Consider the following 14,944-nt stretch of genomic DNA (forward strand, 5'->3'; position numbering starts at 1 on the left):
TGACCGGCCCGCGCACCAGAGGTGTACCACCGGCAATCCGGGCGGCGGTGAGGGGTGCCGGACGGGTCAGGACCGGGTCCGCAACTCCCCGGTCCTGACCCCGGCCGTCCGGTTCGGTAGCGGTCTGCGCCGCGGGAACGCGGCAGGCGTGGCACGACGCCTTCCGCCGGGCTCCGCACGGCGAGCCGGTATGCCCGCACTCAGCTCCACGGTGCTCTTACCACCGGACTCCGGTGCGCCCCCGTCTCACCCCGACGAGACGTGGGCGCCGGCTCAGGTTAGGCGCGTCCGCGCAGGCCGGACAAGCGATGACCGGCGACCGCGCTTGTGATTGATGTCTATGCCGAATTGCGGCATGTCGGCGTAACGGGGTCAGCCGGTTTCGCGCTGTTCGACTTCGAGACGCGGACTGCGCCCGGCCGGTCGCGGCGGGGCGGTCCGGGCCGCGACGGCCCCGGCGACGAGCGCCAGCGCGGCCACGTGCAGCGCCCGGACGCCCGCCGGGGCGGGGACGCCGGCCGCCGGCAGCGCGGGCATCAGCAGCGCACCGAGCCCGGTGACCGCCAGCGCCACGCGCCAGAACACGTTCGGGTTCGCCTCCGGCGCCGGTCCGCGTACGCCGTCGGCCCGCAGTCCGCGGCGGGCCTCGTGCACGGCCAGGACGACCACCAGCAGCCCGCCGGCGAGACCGGCCACCACGTCCACGAAGCGGTACCAGTACACGCCGGTCACGGCGTGGAAGTCGGCGATCCCCAGCAGCCGGGGCAGCCGGTCGCTGTCGCTGACCCGGTCCCACCCCACGTGGCTGAACGCGCCGATGAGCGCCGAGCAGACGGTGACCTGCCAGGGATGGCGGACCCGGGCCAGCGTCGCGTACCAGGGCCAGCCGCACAGGCGCTGCCCGGGCAGGTGCACCGCGATGCCGGCGACCACCCTGCGCACCACCCAGGCGTACACGAGGGCGACCGGCAGGCACCACCAGAGCAGGCCGCCGAGCGTGTGCGTGCGCAGGTTCTGGGCCGGCGCCGTGCCGGTGAACAGGTACGCGACGTCCGGCGCCACCGCGCCGGTGCACAGCGCCACCCCGTCGAACCAGCCCGGCCGCCACAGCTTCAGCGGCAGCACCGGCGCCAGGTGCGACGGGAAGGTCAGCGGCACGTCCCGGACGTTACCGGCCCGGTCAGAAGTGGTGGACCAGGTCGGGGAACGCGGCCAGCCGGATCACCCGCTGGTCGGACGGGTCCAGCTCGTCGTGCTCCAGGACCCACGTGTTCTCGTTCGGGATGAAGACCGCGTTCATCCCGGCCGCCCGCGCGGGCAGGATGTCCGAGCGCGGCGAGTTGCCGATCATCCAGGCGGCGGCCGGGTCGAAGGCGTGCTCGCGGGCCAGCCAGCGGTACGTGTCCGCGTCCTTCTCCGGCACGATGTGCGCGGCGCGGAAGTGGTGCAGCAGCCCGCAGGCGTCCAGCTTGCGCTGCTGCTCCTCGCGCTCGCCCTTGGTCAGCAGCAGCAGTTCGTGCCGCCCGGCCAGGTCGTCGAGCGTCTCGGCCACGCCCGGCATCAACTCGACCTGGTGGCCGACCAGCGCGGCGGCGAGCTGCTCGATCTCGGCGCGCTCCCGCGCGGTGGCCGGACGCTCGCGCAGCTTCTCCAGGCACTCGCCGAGGCTGCGCAGGAAGACCTTGCTGCCGTAGCCGTGCGCGACGGCGTTCGCGCGCTCGATGTCGTCGAGCACCGCGCGGATCCGGGCCCGGTCCAGCGTGGGGTGGTCGAGCCAGGTGAGGAAGTCGTCGATGACGCGCTCGAACAGGACGTTGTTCTCCCAGAGCGTGTCGTCGGCGTCGAAGACCAGCACGGCGGCGTCCCGGCGCGACGGCATCGCGTCCCCCTCCCCCTCGCGGACCTCGCACACCGTACTGCCGGGTCGCCGGACGGGCCACGCGGATTATCCGGTCGGCGGCCCGTTACCGGCGGCTACCCGACTGCGGAATCCCTGGTCCGACGGCATGCTTCGGCCATGACGATCTCACCCGATCATCCACCTGGACGACGGCGCCGGCGGCGCGCCGCCGTCGCGGTGGCCGCGACGCTCGCCGTCGCGGGCGCGGCGCTGCCGGGATCCCCGGCACTGGCCGTCAACGCCTCACACACCACAGTGGTCGGCACCAACCCGGTCGACTGGACGCCGCACGCGCTGGACGGCACCGTCCACCGCATCCTCCAGATCGGCAACCGCGTGTACGTGGCAGGCACGTTCACCAAGGTGCGCAACGCCGGCCAGTCGGCTCAGCTGGCGATGCCCCGGCTGGTGGCGCTCGACGCGACCACCGGCCGGATCGACACCACGTTCCGGCCGCAGGTCAACGGCGCGGTCAAGGCGCTGGCCGCCGCGCCGGACGGCCGTTCGCTCTACATCGGCGGCGCGTTCACCACCGTCAACGGCACGGCGGCGTCCCGGCTGGCCCGGATCGACGCGGCCACCGGTGCCCGGGTCGCCGGTTTCACCACGCCGGCGCTGAACAACCAGGTCAACGACATGCGCCTGGTCGGCAACCGGCTGATCGTCGGCGGCGCGTTCCAGACCGTCGGCGGGGTGACCCGGCGTGCCCTGGCGGCGGTGAACGCCACCACCGGGGCGGCCGACGCGTCGGTCAACCTGAACCTGGCCGGCCCGCGCAAGACCACGTCCGGTGCCACCGCGCCGGTGAAGGTCGAGGCGCTGGACGTCTCCGCCGACGGCACCCGGCTGGTGTTCGCGGGCAACTTCAGCACTGTGGCGGGCGTGGCCCGGCACCAGCTCGCGGTGGCGAGCCTGTCCGGCGCGGGCGCCACGCTCTCCGGCTGGGCCACCGACCGCTACCAGCCGCAGTGCGCGCGGTCGATGCCGTCGTACCTGCGCGGGGTGGACATCTCCCCGGACGGCACCTGGTTCGCGGTGGTCACCACCGGCGCGGCCTTCCCGGGCACGCTCTGCGACACCGCGGCGCGGTTCGAGTTCGGTACGGCCACCGGCGGCAAGCAGCCGACCTGGGCCAACTACACCGGCGGCGACACGCTGCTGTCGGTGGCGGTGACCGGCGCGGCGGTCTACGTCGGGGGCCACCAGCGCTGGCTGGACAACCCGCAGGGCCGCAACTCGGCCGGTCCGGGCGCGGTGTCCCGGCCGGGCATCGGGGCGATCCACCCGACCACGGGCAAGGCGCTGCCCTGGAACCCGACCAAGGACCGGGGCGTCGGCACCCAGGAGCTGTACGCCACCGACCGGGGTCTGTGGGTCGGCAGCGACACCGTGACGGTGGCCGGCGAGTACCACGCCCGGCTGGCGTTCCTGCCGCTGCCCTGAACGAGTGGGGCGCGGCGGGGCTTCCCGTCGCGCCCTACACGTCAGCGGCGCAAGGTGAGGATCAGGTCGGCGACCAGCGCGGTCCAGCCGGTCTGGTGCCAGGCCCCCAGGCCGGCGCCGTTGTCGCCGTGGAAGTACTCCGGGAAACAGATCAGGTCGCGCCAGTCCGGGTGGGTCTGGAACAGCTGCGCGGCCCCGTAGATCGGCCGCCGCCCCCAGTCGTCGCGCGTGAACAGGGAGATCAGCCGCGCGGACAGGTCGTCGGCGATCTCGTCGAGCGTGCGCTTCACCCCGGACCGGGTCGGGTACTCGACCTGGAGGTCGTCGCCGAAGAAGGCGGCGTAGTCGCGCAGCGCGCTGATCAGCAGGAAGTTCGTCGGCATCCAGATCGGGCCGCGCCAGTTGGAGTTGCCGCCGAACAGGCCGCTGGTCGACTCGGCCGGTTCGTAGCCGACGCTGAACTCCTGCCCGCCGAGCGTCACCGTGAACGGCTTGTCCAGGTGGGCCCGGGACAGCGTGCGCAGCCCGTACTCGGAGAGGAACTCGTCGGTGTCGAGCATCCGGGCCAGCAGCCGCACCACCTGGTCCGGCGCGACCATCGACAGCAGCCGCTGCTGGCGGCCGTCCGGCCCGAGCCGGCGGGCGCCGATCACCTCGGCGTACTCGGGGCGGTTGGTGAGGAACCAGCGCAGCCGCGCGCCCAGCTCGGGCAGGCGGCGCATGGTCCGGGCGGTCAGCCGGGTGACCGCTGCCAGCGGCAGCAGGCCGACCACCGAGCGGACCTTCAGCGGCACCTTCGTGCCGTCGGCCAGACGCAGCACGTCGTAGAAGAACGCGTCCTCGGCGTCCCAGAGCCCCTGGTGGTACGCCGCCGCGGCGATGTACGCGAAGTGCTCGAAGAACTTGGTGGCGGTGTCCACGTACGCGCGGTCGTGCTCGGCCAGCACGATCGCCATGTCGAGCAGGTTGAGCGCGTACATGGCCATCCAGCCGGTGCCGTCGGACTGCTCCAGCGTCCCGGCGACCGGCAGCGCGGCCGAGCGGTCGAACGGGCCGACGTTGTCCAGCCCGAGGAAGCCGCCCTCGAAGACGTTGTTGCCGCCGGTGTCCTTGCGGTTGACCCACCAGGTGAAGTTGAGCAGCAGCTTGTGCATGACCCGGGCGAGGAACTCGTGGTCGCGGGAGCCGTCGATCTCGAAGACCTTCAGCGCCGCCCAGGCGTGCACCGGCGGGTTGACGTCCCCGAACGCCCACTCGTACGCCGGGATCTGCCCGTTGGGGTGCAGGTACCACTCGCGCAGCAGCAGCAGGATCTGCTCCTTGGCGAAGCCCGGGTCGACCCGGGCGATGGTGACGCAGTGGAAGGCCAGGTCCCATGCGGCGTACCAGGGGTACTCCCACGGGTCCGGCATGGAGATCACGTCGAAGCTGTTCATGTGCCACCAGGCGCTGTTGCGCCCGTGCCGGCGGCCGGCCGGCGGCGGCGCCGAGCCGGGGTCGCCGGCCAGCCAGCGCTCCACGTCGAAGTGGTAGAACTGCTTTCCCCACATCAGCCCGGCGATCGCCTGGCGCGCGACCAGGGCCTCGTCCGGCGTGGCGGCGGCCGGGATGACGCTGTCGAAGAACCGGTTCGCCTCGGCCCGGCGCGCCCACAGCACGGTGTCGAACCCGTCGCCCAGGTCGGCCGGGGCCGGTGGCGCGGCGGCCGGCGGCGGCGCGGTACGGGTCAGCCGCAGCCGGATCTGCCGCTGCTCACCGGCCGGCACGTCCAGCACGTAGTGCAGCGCGCCCTTCGTGCCGGTGCGGTCCGGGTTGACGGTGGCCGCGCCGGTCACCACGTGGTCGTTGATGCCGTCCTTCGGGTACGCGGACCGCCCCGGCAGCCCCCACAGCCGCTCGGCGTTGGTTTCGTTGTCGCACAGCAGCGGCACCGGGTCGCCGTCGCCGGACAGCAGGAGCTGGCCGAGCACCCAGTGCTCACCGACGAGCCGGGCGCCCGCCCGCTCCCCGGCCGCCTCGCCGGTGAGCTTCGGCATCCGGTCGGTGCCGGGCAGCCCCCACGCCCAGGTGTTGCGGAACCACAGCGTGGGCAGCACGTGCAGCGTCGCGTCCTCGTCGCCCCGGTTCGCCACGGTGACCAGCACGCACATGTCCGTCGGGGACGCCTTGGCGTAGTCGACGGTGACCGCCCAGTACCTGTCGTCGTCGAAGATGCCGGTGTCGACCAGCTCGTACTCGGTGTCGTCGCGGCCGCGCAGCGCGTTCACCGCGACCAGCTCGTCGTACGGGAAGGCGGCCTGCGGGTAGTGGTAGCGCCAGCGCATGAAGGAGTGCGTCGGGGTGCTGTCGAGGTACCACCAGTACTCCTTGACGTCCTCCCCGTGGTTGCCGCCGTCGCCGCCGAGGCCGAACATCCGCTCCTTGAGGATCGGGTCGCGCCCGTTCCACAGCGCGAGCGCGAAGCAGAACGTCTGCCGGTCGTCGCAGACGCCCGCCATGCCGTCCTCGTTCCACCGGTACGCTCGGGACCGCGCGTGGTCGTGGGGAAAGTAGTCCCACGCCGTGCCGTGTTCGCTGTAGTCCTCCCGTACCGTCCCCCACGCCCGCTCGGACAGATAGGGGCCCCATGCGCGCCAGTCCTGCTCCCCGGCGTCGGCCTGGGCGAGCCGGTGCCGCTCGGGGTCGGGGGACGCGGAGGTCGACCGGTCGGTGATCACTGGCACATCTTCGACGCCGCCGGGGTACTTCTCCACAGCGGCCATTGTCGTCGTGGCATGTCACACCTCGCTGCCGGTGGAGGAAAGTTGATCGACATCCGTTTCGGGCCGCGGGTCTGCGGCGAGCTGTCCGCCGCCGCCGCGCGGGAATGGCTGGTCACGGACGGGCGCGGCGGGTACGCCATGGGCACCGTCGCCGGACTGCGCACCCGCCGGTACCACGGGCTGCTCGTGGTGGCCGCTGACACGCCGGCGTCCCGCAAGGTGGGACTGGTGAGCCTCGACCCGGCGGTGACGCTGCCGTCGGGGCGGCAGGTCCGCCTGGGCGCGCACGAGTGGTCCTCCGGCGTGGTCGACCCGCGCGGCTTCGAGCTGCTGGAGCACTTCGACCTGGCCGACGGGGTGCCGCGCTGGCGGTGGCGCATCGGCGACGTGGTGATCGAACGCGAGATCGCCATGACGTACGGCCGCTCCTGCGTGGCGGTGGTGCACCGGCTGATCTCCGGCGGCCCGGTGCGGCTCGACCTGGCCGCGGCGTGCACCTGGCGCGACGCGCACGGCGAGCGGCGCGCCGACGGTCCGGCGCCCCGGCTGGAACCGGCGGCCGGCGGCGCGGTGGTCGACGGCGCGTACCGCCTGGCCGGGCCGGACTGGGCCCCGGAGGGGCAGTGGTGGCACGGGGTCCGCCACCGCACGGAGGCCGAGCGCGGCCTGCACCCGGACGAGGACCTCTGGTACGCGGGCCGGTTCACCGGCGCGCTCGACGAGCCGGGCGCGACCGTGTCGGTGCTGGCCTGGGCGGACGACCTGGCCGAGGAGCCGCCGCCGGCGACCGCCGTGGTCGAGGCGGCCCGGCGGCGCAGCCGGGCCGTGGTGGCGGCGGCGAAACCCGGCGACGCGGTCGAGGCGACGCTCGCGCTGGCCGCCGACGCGTTCGTGGTACGCACCGCCACCGGCCCGGACGTGGTCGCCGGCTACCCCTGGTTCGGGGCCTGGTCGCGGGACACGATGATCTCCTACGAGGGCCTGTTCCTGTGCACGAACCGGGCCGACGAGGGCCGGGACCTGCTGCGGGCGTACGCGGCCACGCTGAACGGGGGCATGCTGGCGAACACGGCCGACACCGGCCGGGTCGAGTACAACACCGTCGACGCCACGCTGTGGTTCCTGCACGCGGTCCACCGGCACGTCACAGTCACCGGCGACACCGACCTGGGCGACGAGCTGCTGCCCGCGCTGCACGGCGTGGTCGAGGCGCACGTGGCGGGCACCCGGTACGGCATCGGCGTCGACCCGGCCGACGGGCTGCTGGCCCAGGGCGGCCCGCCGGACGTGGCGCTCACCTGGATGGACGCCCGGGTGTACGGGGTGCCGGTGACCCCGCGTACCGGCAAGCCGGTCGAGGTCAACGCGCTGTGGATCAACGGGCTGGCCGGGCTCGCCGAGCTGACCGAGCTGGCCGGGCGCGACGCCACCGCGCTGCACGACCTGCACCGCCGGGCCGGCACCGCGTTCCGGGAGCGGTTCCCCGCCCCGGCCGGCTGGCTCCACGACGTGGTCGACGCGCCGGCGCCCGCGTACCCGCTGGGCGGGGCCGCGCACCACGACGACGACCTGCTGCGCCCCAACCAGCTGCTCGCCTGGTCCCTGCCGCACGCGCCGCTGGAGCCGGACGAGGCCACGCTGCGACGGATCACCGAGGCGCTGTTCACCCCGCTCGGCCCGCGCAGCCTCGCCCCGGACTCCCCCGGCTTCACCGGGCGGCACCGGGGCGGGCCCGCCGAGCGGGACTCCGCGTACCACCAGGGCACCGTCTGGCCGTGGCTGACCGGGCCGCTGCTCGACGCGTACCGCCGGGCCGGGCTGCCGACCGACGACCTGCTGGTGGGGCTCGTGGGCCACCTCGCCGAGGACGGCCTGGGCTCGGTGAGCGAGACCGCCGACGGCGCGGCACCGCACGCGGCCACCGGATGCCCGTTCCAGGCGTGGTCGGTGGCCGAGCTGCTGCGCGCGCGGCGGATGCGCCGGTAACGCGTTACAGACCGGCAACCGGCGCGTCGCCGCCGGTTATCGACCCCTGGGCAGGATGGGCGGCGACCCCACCGGACACCGCGGCGACGCCGCCGCCGGGGTGGGGACGCCACAACTCAAAGGGGGCCGCGTGTCAGCTGACGCCGAAGTGATCGACATCCAGCCCGCCCGGCGCCTGCGGGTGCTGCTGCTCTCCTGGGAGTACCCGCCGGTGCTCGTCGGTGGCCTCGGCCGCCACGTCCACGCGCTCTCCGTGGCGCTGGCCGCCGCCGGGCACGAGGTCACAGTCGTCACCCGCCACGCCGAGGGCGCTCCCCTGGAGGAGTACGCCGACGGCGTGCGCATCGTCCGCGCCGCCGAGGACCCGGTCCGGTTCCCGCTGGCCACCGGATCGCTGCTGGCCTGGACCATGGCGTTCAACCACACCCTGACCCGGGCCGCGCTGCGCGCCGCCTCCACCGGCTCCTACGACGTCATCCACGCCCACGACTGGCTCGTCGCGCACACCGCGATGACGCTGCGCGAGCACCTCGACGTGCCGCTGGTGACCACCATCCACGCCACCGAGGCGGGCCGGCACCAGGGCTGGCTGCCCGAGGAGATGAACCGCACCATCCACGGCGTCGAGCACTGGCTGAGCAACGCCTCCGGCCGGGTGATCGCCTGCTCCGGGTACATGCGCGACCAGGTGGCCCGGCTGTTCGGCGTACCGGCCGGGCGCATCGACGTGGTCGCCAACGGCGTCGACGACCGGGCCTGGCGGGCGCGGCCGCACGCGGTCGCCTCCGCCCGGGCGCGCTTCGCCGCGGGCGGGCCGCTCGTCGGGTACGCCGGCCGGCTGGTCTACGAGAAGGGCGTGCAGCACCTGGTGCACGCCGTGCCGCACCTGGCGAAGCGGCACCCCCGCCTGCGGGTGGTGATCGCCGGGGACGGGCCGTACAAGGACGAGCTGGTCGACCAGGCGCGGCGGCTGCACCTGGGGGACACGGTCCGGTTCGCCGGTTTCATGGACGCCACCCAGCTGCCCGCGGTGCTCGCCGCCACCGACGCCACTGTGATCCCCAGCCTCTACGAGCCGTTCGGCATGATCGCGCTGGAGGCGGCGGCCGCCGGAGCACCGCTCGCGGTGGCGCGCACCGGCGGGCTGGCCGAGATCGTCGAGCCCGGCGTGACCGGCGTGACGTTCCCGCACGGCGACCCGGACGCGCTGGCCGGCGCCGTCGACCGGCTGCTCGGCGACGAGGTCTTCGCCCGGCGGGTGGCGCGCAAGGCCCGGACCATGGTCAGCCGGCGGTACACCTGGTCCGCGATCGCCGCCCGGACCGCCGGAAGCTACGCCGCCGCCCGCCGCGACCACGACGCGTTCCAGGCCCGCCGGGCCACCGCCCTGCTGGCCGGCGACCGGTCCCCGATCGCCGTCCCGGAGGGCAACCTGCTCGCCGGCGCGGCAGGTTAGGGGCATGACGCACTGACAGGCGATAGGTACCGTCCGATCCGTTGGCTATTGTGGACCACTGACCAGCGGTGAGGAGTGCGGTGCGGGAGGTATTGATCGCGGGGCGGTACCGCCTGCTCGAACTGGTCGGCCGCGGCGGGATGGGCCAGGTCTGGCGGGCGCGCGACGAGGAGCTGCAACGCGAGGTCGCGGTGAAGCAGGTCGTGCCGCCGAACTGGCTCGCCGAGAACGAGCGGGACGAACTGCGCGCCCGTACGCTGCGCGAGGCGCGCACGTCCGCGCGCCTCAACCACCCCAACGTGGTGCGGGTCTACGACGTGGTCCGGGTCCAGGGCGAGCCCTGGCTGATCATGGAGTACGTCCCGTCCCGCTCGCTCCAGGAGATCATCGAGAGCGACGGGCCGCTGCCGCCCGGACGGGCCGCCGAGATCGGCCTGTCGGTGCTCGCCGCGCTGCGCGCCGCGCACGACGCCGGGGTGCTGCACCGCGACGTGAAGCCCGCGAACGTGCTGCTGGCCCGGGACGGGCGGGTGCTGCTCACCGACTTCGGGCTGGCGGTGTTCGAGGGCGGCGACGGCGCGATGACCCGGCCCGGCCTGGTCCTCGGCTCCCCCCAGTACGTGGCACCGGAGCGGGCCGCCGAGGGCGTGTCGAGCGTCGAGGCGGACATGTGGTCGCTCGGCGCCACGCTGCACGCCGCGGTGGAGGGCCGCTCGCCGTACGCCCGCAGCACCGCGATGGCCACGCTCGCCGCGCTCGCCACCCGGCCGCCCGACCCGGCCCCGCACGCCGGCCCGCTGATGCCGGTGCTGGCCGGGCTGCTGCGGCGCGATCCGCGTACCCGCCTCGGGCACCGCGAGACGGCGCGCCTGCTCGGCGTCGCCGCGGTGTCGGAGGCCGACGCGGAGGCCGCCGGCTCCGCGGTACGCGCCCCCGCCGGATCGTCCGACCGGCCGGCAGCCGGACGAGATGCCGACGGTCCGGCGGGTGACGAGCCGGGGTCACCGGGGAACCCGGCGGCTCCGGGCGGCATCTACCCGGACCTGATGCCGCCGGCCGCCGCCGCCCGCGCGTGGAGCCGGGCGGCGAAGCGCAGCGAATGGGCCCCGCCCGCCGAGGGCGACCGCGCGCCACCGTCCGGGGACACGGCCGGCGCCGCTGACCCGGCCGGCCGCGCTGTCCCGGCGGCCCGCGCGGACGCGGGGAGCCCGTCGTCCCCGGCCGGCCGTTCGGGGGCGGCCGGGCGCGTGGACGCAGGCGGTCCCTCGTCCCCGGGCGGCCCGCCGGATGCGAACCGTCGCGCCGAGGCCAACGGCGGCTCGGGTGCGGTCGCAGGCTCGGGTGCGGTCGGCGGTCCCACTGGGGGCGACGGCCGGGCCGCGGCCGGTGGTTCGGCCGGGATCGGCGGCTCGGGTGTGGTCGGCCGGGCGGCGGCGGTGGGCCGGGCGGCGCCACCGGATCGCGCCCGGGCCGGTGACCCGGAACGGAGCCGGGCCGGCGACCCGGAACGGGGACGCCCCGGTGACCCGGAGCAGGCCGCCCCGGACGCGACCCCGGAGCCGCCCCGGAGAGGGCCGGCCCGCCCGGGTCCGATCAGCCTCGGCCCGACGGTCCTCACCAGCTTCGTCGACCCGGGCAGCCCGGCCGGCCCGGAGTCGGCGCCCCGCGCCGACGCCCTCAGCCCGGTGCACATCGTCGGCCCCGGCGCCGCGCCGGTCGCCAAGCCTCCCCCGGTCGCCCACAGCGGGCCGGTCGACAGCGGCGCGGTGCATCCCGCCCCTCCCCGGCCCGCCGGGGTCCCCCGCCCCGCCGATCCCCCGCTGACCTCGGGTGACGGGAACCCGCTGCACCGCTGGGGACTCGTGCTGGGAGCCGTGCTGCTGGCCGTGGTGACCGGTGTGGGCACCGCGCTGGCGATCACCGGCGGCCGGGACGAGACGCCGCAGGCGGGCAGTTCGACCGAGGCCGTCGCCCGCCCCTGGGACCGCCCGCCCGGGCCGGGCGCGCCACCTCCGCCGTTCCCCTGCGTCCGGCCCGACGTGGCCGGCACGCCGGTCCGCAAGGGTCCGCCCCCGGACGACCCGCGGGTGACCGTACCGGCCGGCTGGGTCTGGCCCGCCGACACCGGCGGCTTCCGCATCGCCCTGCCCGCCGGCTGGCTGCAACTGCGTTCCGGCGACACCACCTGCTTCCAGGACCCGGCGACGCGTCGCATCCTGGGCGTCGAGCCGTACCCGGGTGGTGATCCGGTGGGCCGGCTGAAGTCGTCCGAGCGGGATCTGACCTCGGCCGGCCGGTTGCCGGACTACCTGCGGGTCCGGCTGGAGTCCGACGGCCCGGGCGCGGCGTGGGAGTGCCTCTGGACCGCGCCCTACGGGGAGCGGATGCACGCGATGCGCGTCCTGCCCGGCGAACGGGCCGGCTGGACGCTCGGCTGGACCACGTCCGACGCCGACTGGACCGCCGCCTCGAAGCAGTTCGCCGTCATCCGCGCGAGCCTCGGCACCGTCAAGCCCACCCGTACGGCAGGCTGAGGCGGCGCCCGCGGCCCCCCTTCCCCAGTGGACCGTCCGGCTGATGCCCCGCTGTCGCACGGGCTGACTACAGTGGCGTAGTTTTTGTGGATCAAGATCTTCGGGAAGGGCGAGCCGAGATGATGGGACCGTCCCACGCGCTCTCGGGCGCGGCGGTGTGGCTGACCGGCTCCTGGGCGATGGCCCAGTTCGCGGACTACCACCAGACACCGCTGGCCCTGGCGGTGGGCACCGCGGTCTGCGCCGGTGGGGCCCTCTTCCCCGACCTCGACCTGTCCGGGAAGGTCACCCGTAACCAGGGCGGCGCCACCGTGGCCCGCACGTTCGGTGTGGTCAGCCTCTTCGTCGCCGAGGTGATGGAGAAGATCTCGCTCGGCGTCTACTACGCCACCAAGCTCAGCAAGGATCCGCGCCGCAACAACGGGCACCGCACGCTGACCCACACCATCCCGTTCACTGTGCTCGTCGGCTGGGGCACCACCGCGCTGTGCGCCCACTACGGCAAGTGGGCGGTGGTCGGCATCCTCTTCTTCATGATCGGCCTGGCGCTGCGCGGGCTCTTCGACAAGTGGGCCGAGCGCGCTGGCTGGGTGGTGGTGACGCTGGTGTCCGCCGCCGCGGCCTGGTTCACGTTCGCCAACCTGCCCGGCGACCGGGGCTATCCGATGATCGGGCTCGCGGTCGGCGTGGGCTGTTTCGTGCACATCCTCGGCGACATGATCACCCGGGCCGGCGTGCCGATCCTCTGGCCCATCCCGATCAAGCGTCGCATGTGGACGATGGTCGGCCTGCCCAACAAGATCGCCCTGCGTACCGGCAGCAAGGCCGAGACGGTGGTGCTGCGCACCGCGATGACGATCCTGTCCGTGCTGGCCGCGGTGGGGCTGGTCGCCCCCTCGGTGCTGCAGCGCTTCGACATCCAGGTGTAGGTCAGCCCGCCTCGGCGCGCACCGCACGAGCCGTGGCCGCCCGGTGCCGGATCATCCGGGCCGTCCATCCCACACCGCCGGCGGCGAGCACGTACGCCGCCGTCGGCGGGAGGACCAGCAGCGCGGCGATCCCGGCCACCAGCGGCACCCGGGTGCCGGGCACGTCCGTGGCGACCGCCGTCGCGGCGGCGTACCCGGCGGCCAGCACGACCGCGACGAGCCCGGCGAATGCGAGCGCCGGACCGGTCCGCCGCCGGCCCGCGGCCTCACCGAGCGCGACCGCCGGCGCGAACAGCAGCGGCAGCGCGGCCACGCCGAGCAACGCCGCGATCAGCACCAGCAGTGGTCCGGCCAGCGGGCCGCCCGGGTCGGCGCCGGTGACGAGCGCGTACGCCAGCAGCCCGAGGTAGCCGACGACCGCCTCCGCGACGACGACGAGCCACGCCGCCGCGGCTCCCGCGAGATGACGAGCGACAGTGCTGCCCACGTTGTCCCCTCCCCCGTACGGACGGCGCCACGACCGTCCGATGAGAACGGTAGTGCCCGGGGTTGCGGCGGGCAGAGGCCGCACCCGACATCACTCTGAGTAGGGAAGCAGTAGTCGTCGATCGTCCGTGTGGACGATCGACGACACGCTAATGCGCATTAGCGCCGAGGTTCGCCTACTGTCGCGCGCTCGGTCCACCCTTGTCAAGATCTCCCGCCCGAACAGCCGCCGGGCGGCGGCGCTCGCGCTGCTAATCCGCATTAGATCAGGGAGTTCATCGAATGGAAATCTCCCGGCCACCCCTTGACAGGACGCCGGGAGAGCAGCGAGGCTCCATCCCGACCCGATCGCTAATACGCATTAGCGGCAGTGGAAGGACCGACGTGACTCCTCCCCCCAGGCGTGTCACCCAGCGTGACATCGCGCGAATGGCCGGCGTCAGCCAGGCGACCGTGTCGCTGGTGCTGAACAACCGCACCGACGCCGACGTGCGGATCGCGCCGGAGACACGGGACCGGGTGTTGCAGGTCATCGCCGAGACGGGGTACGCCGCCGACCCGGCCGCCCGCCGCCTCGCCTCCGGGTTCAACCGGATCATCGGCGTCTTCACCTACGAGCCGGCCTTCCCCAGCGGCAGCCGGGACTTCTTCCACCCGTTCCTGCTCGGCATCGAGGAGTACGCCGAACGGGTCGGCTGCGACCTGCTGCTGTTCACCAGCGCGCCGGTGGTGGACGGCCGGCGGCGCATCTTCCACCAGGACAACCGGCTGCGCCTGGCCGACGGATGCATCCTGCTCGGCCGGGAGATCGACGGCGCGGAGCTGCTCCGGCTCAACCGCGACGGGTTCCCCTACGTCGCCGTCGGTCGCCGCGACGACGCCGGCGGACCGGTGCCCTACGTCGGCGCCGACTACGCCAGCGCGGTCCACCGGCTGGCGGAGCGGGCGCTGGACCTGGGGCACCGGCGCCTGACGTACGTGGGCATGGGCACCGCGGCCGAGTCCTCGCACGACCGGCGCAGTGGTTTCCACGCCGGCGCGGCCGGCGCGGAGAGCGCCCGCCAGATCACCGCGACGGCGGAGACCGCCGACGCAACAGTGGACGACCTGCGGGCCGACGGCAGCACCGTCGCCTTCGTGGAGGATTTCGCCACCGCCGTGGCGCTGGAGGCGGCCGCCCGCCGCAAGGGGCTGACGGTGCCCGGTGGCCTGTCCGTCGTGACCCTCGGCGACCCGACCGTCCCGGTGCCCACCGACATCACGTTCACCGGGTTCCGCATCCCGCGCGAGGAGATGGGCCGCCAGGCCGTCGAGGTGCTCACCGGCGTCATCGACGGCAGCGCCGGCGGCCTCCAGCAACGGCTCCTGCCCTGCGAACTCGTCGAGGGCGACACCCTCGGCGTCCCTGGAACGGCGGCCGACCGGCGCTGACACGCCCGGCCGCGCAA

Annotated in this window: 10 protein-coding genes; 6 read left to right on the top strand and 4 right to left on the bottom strand. The window is 74.5% G+C overall.

The annotated features are described in order from the left end of the window. Positions 1–372 precede the first annotated feature (372 nt). Together ACN27D_RS02570 and ACN27D_RS02575 are read right to left on the bottom strand one after the other, a co-directional pair. Complete coding sequence (locus ACN27D_RS02570) at positions 373–1,158, bottom strand: DUF4184 family protein (protein ID WP_421498455.1); 786 nt, start codon at positions 1,156–1,158, stop codon at positions 373–375. 22 nt (positions 1,159–1,180) lie between these two features. After that, positions 1,181–1,879, bottom strand: coding sequence for an HAD family hydrolase (locus ACN27D_RS02575; RefSeq protein WP_318334730.1), 699 nt, complete (start codon positions 1,877–1,879; stop codon positions 1,181–1,183). A gap of 138 nt (positions 1,880–2,017) precedes the next feature. Between ACN27D_RS02575 and ACN27D_RS02580 the strand changes: the two genes are divergently transcribed. Next, positions 2,018–3,343, top strand: coding sequence for a hypothetical protein (locus tag ACN27D_RS02580; RefSeq protein WP_421498456.1), 1,326 nt, complete (start codon positions 2,018–2,020; stop codon positions 3,341–3,343). 41 nt (positions 3,344–3,384) lie between these two features. On the opposite strand, the gene ACN27D_RS02585 is transcribed toward ACN27D_RS02580, so the two are convergent. Beyond that, positions 3,385–6,105 carry an MGH1-like glycoside hydrolase domain-containing protein gene (locus ACN27D_RS02585; RefSeq protein ID WP_364809151.1) on the bottom strand — a complete coding sequence of 907 codons (2,721 nt, stop codon included), beginning with the start codon at positions 6,103–6,105 and terminating at the stop codon, positions 3,385–3,387. Between the two features lie 42 nt (positions 6,106–6,147). Between ACN27D_RS02585 and ACN27D_RS02590 the strand changes: the two genes are divergently transcribed. The 4 genes from ACN27D_RS02590 (at position 6,148) to ACN27D_RS02605 (ending at position 13,010) form a co-directional block, all read left to right on the top strand. Beyond that, positions 6,148–8,091 carry an amylo-alpha-1,6-glucosidase gene (locus ACN27D_RS02590; protein WP_421498457.1) on the top strand — a complete coding sequence of 648 codons (1,944 nt, stop codon included), beginning with the start codon at positions 6,148–6,150 and terminating at the stop codon, positions 8,089–8,091. A gap of 130 nt (positions 8,092–8,221) precedes the next feature. Next, positions 8,222–9,547, top strand: a complete 1,326-nt coding sequence (locus ACN27D_RS02595) for a glycosyltransferase family 4 protein (RefSeq protein ID WP_421498458.1) — start codon at positions 8,222–8,224, stop codon at positions 9,545–9,547. Positions 9,548–9,627: 80 nt separating this feature from the next. Next, on the top strand, positions 9,628–12,081 hold the full coding sequence (locus tag ACN27D_RS02600) for a protein kinase domain-containing protein (protein ID WP_421498459.1): 2,454 nt from the start codon (positions 9,628–9,630) through the stop codon (positions 12,079–12,081). A 119-nt stretch (positions 12,082–12,200) separates the two neighbouring features. Beyond that, positions 12,201–13,010 (top strand): metal-dependent hydrolase, encoded by an 810-nt coding sequence (locus tag ACN27D_RS02605; protein WP_091427497.1) that lies wholly within the window; start codon positions 12,201–12,203, stop codon positions 13,008–13,010. Position 13,011: 1 nt separating this feature from the next. Here the strand turns inward: ACN27D_RS02605 and ACN27D_RS02610 are convergent, their stop codons facing one another. Further along, positions 13,012–13,497: a hypothetical protein gene (locus ACN27D_RS02610; protein ID WP_421498460.1), complete on the bottom strand. Its 486-nt coding sequence runs from the start codon at positions 13,495–13,497 to the stop codon at positions 13,012–13,014. 383 nt (positions 13,498–13,880) lie between these two features. On the opposite strand from ACN27D_RS02610, the gene ACN27D_RS02615 reads away from it, so the two are divergent. Then, positions 13,881–14,927 carry a LacI family DNA-binding transcriptional regulator gene (locus ACN27D_RS02615; protein WP_364809597.1) on the top strand — a complete coding sequence of 349 codons (1,047 nt, stop codon included), beginning with the start codon at positions 13,881–13,883 and terminating at the stop codon, positions 14,925–14,927. Positions 14,928–14,944 lie beyond the last annotated feature (17 nt).

The organism is Micromonospora sp. WMMD1274 (assembly GCF_049179035.1).
GTDB classification, from domain to species: Bacteria; Actinomycetota; Actinomycetes; order Mycobacteriales; family Micromonosporaceae; genus Micromonospora; species Micromonospora tulbaghiae.

Bases quoted from the DNA above. Each gene is read 5' to 3' on its own strand.
- ACN27D_RS02585 (WP_364809151.1), bottom strand. From the start codon at position 6,105: ATGGCCGCTGTGGAGAAGTACCCCGGCGGCGTCGAAGATGTGCCAGTG.
- ACN27D_RS02605 (WP_091427497.1), top strand. From the start codon at position 12,201: ATGATGGGACCGTCCCACGCGCTCTCGGGCGCGGCGGTGTGGCTGACC.
- ACN27D_RS02575 (WP_318334730.1), bottom strand. From the start codon at position 1,879: ATGCCGTCGCGCCGGGACGCCGCCGTGCTGGTCTTCGACGCCGACGAC.
- ACN27D_RS02580 (WP_421498456.1), top strand. From the start codon at position 2,018: ATGACGATCTCACCCGATCATCCACCTGGACGACGGCGCCGGCGGCGC.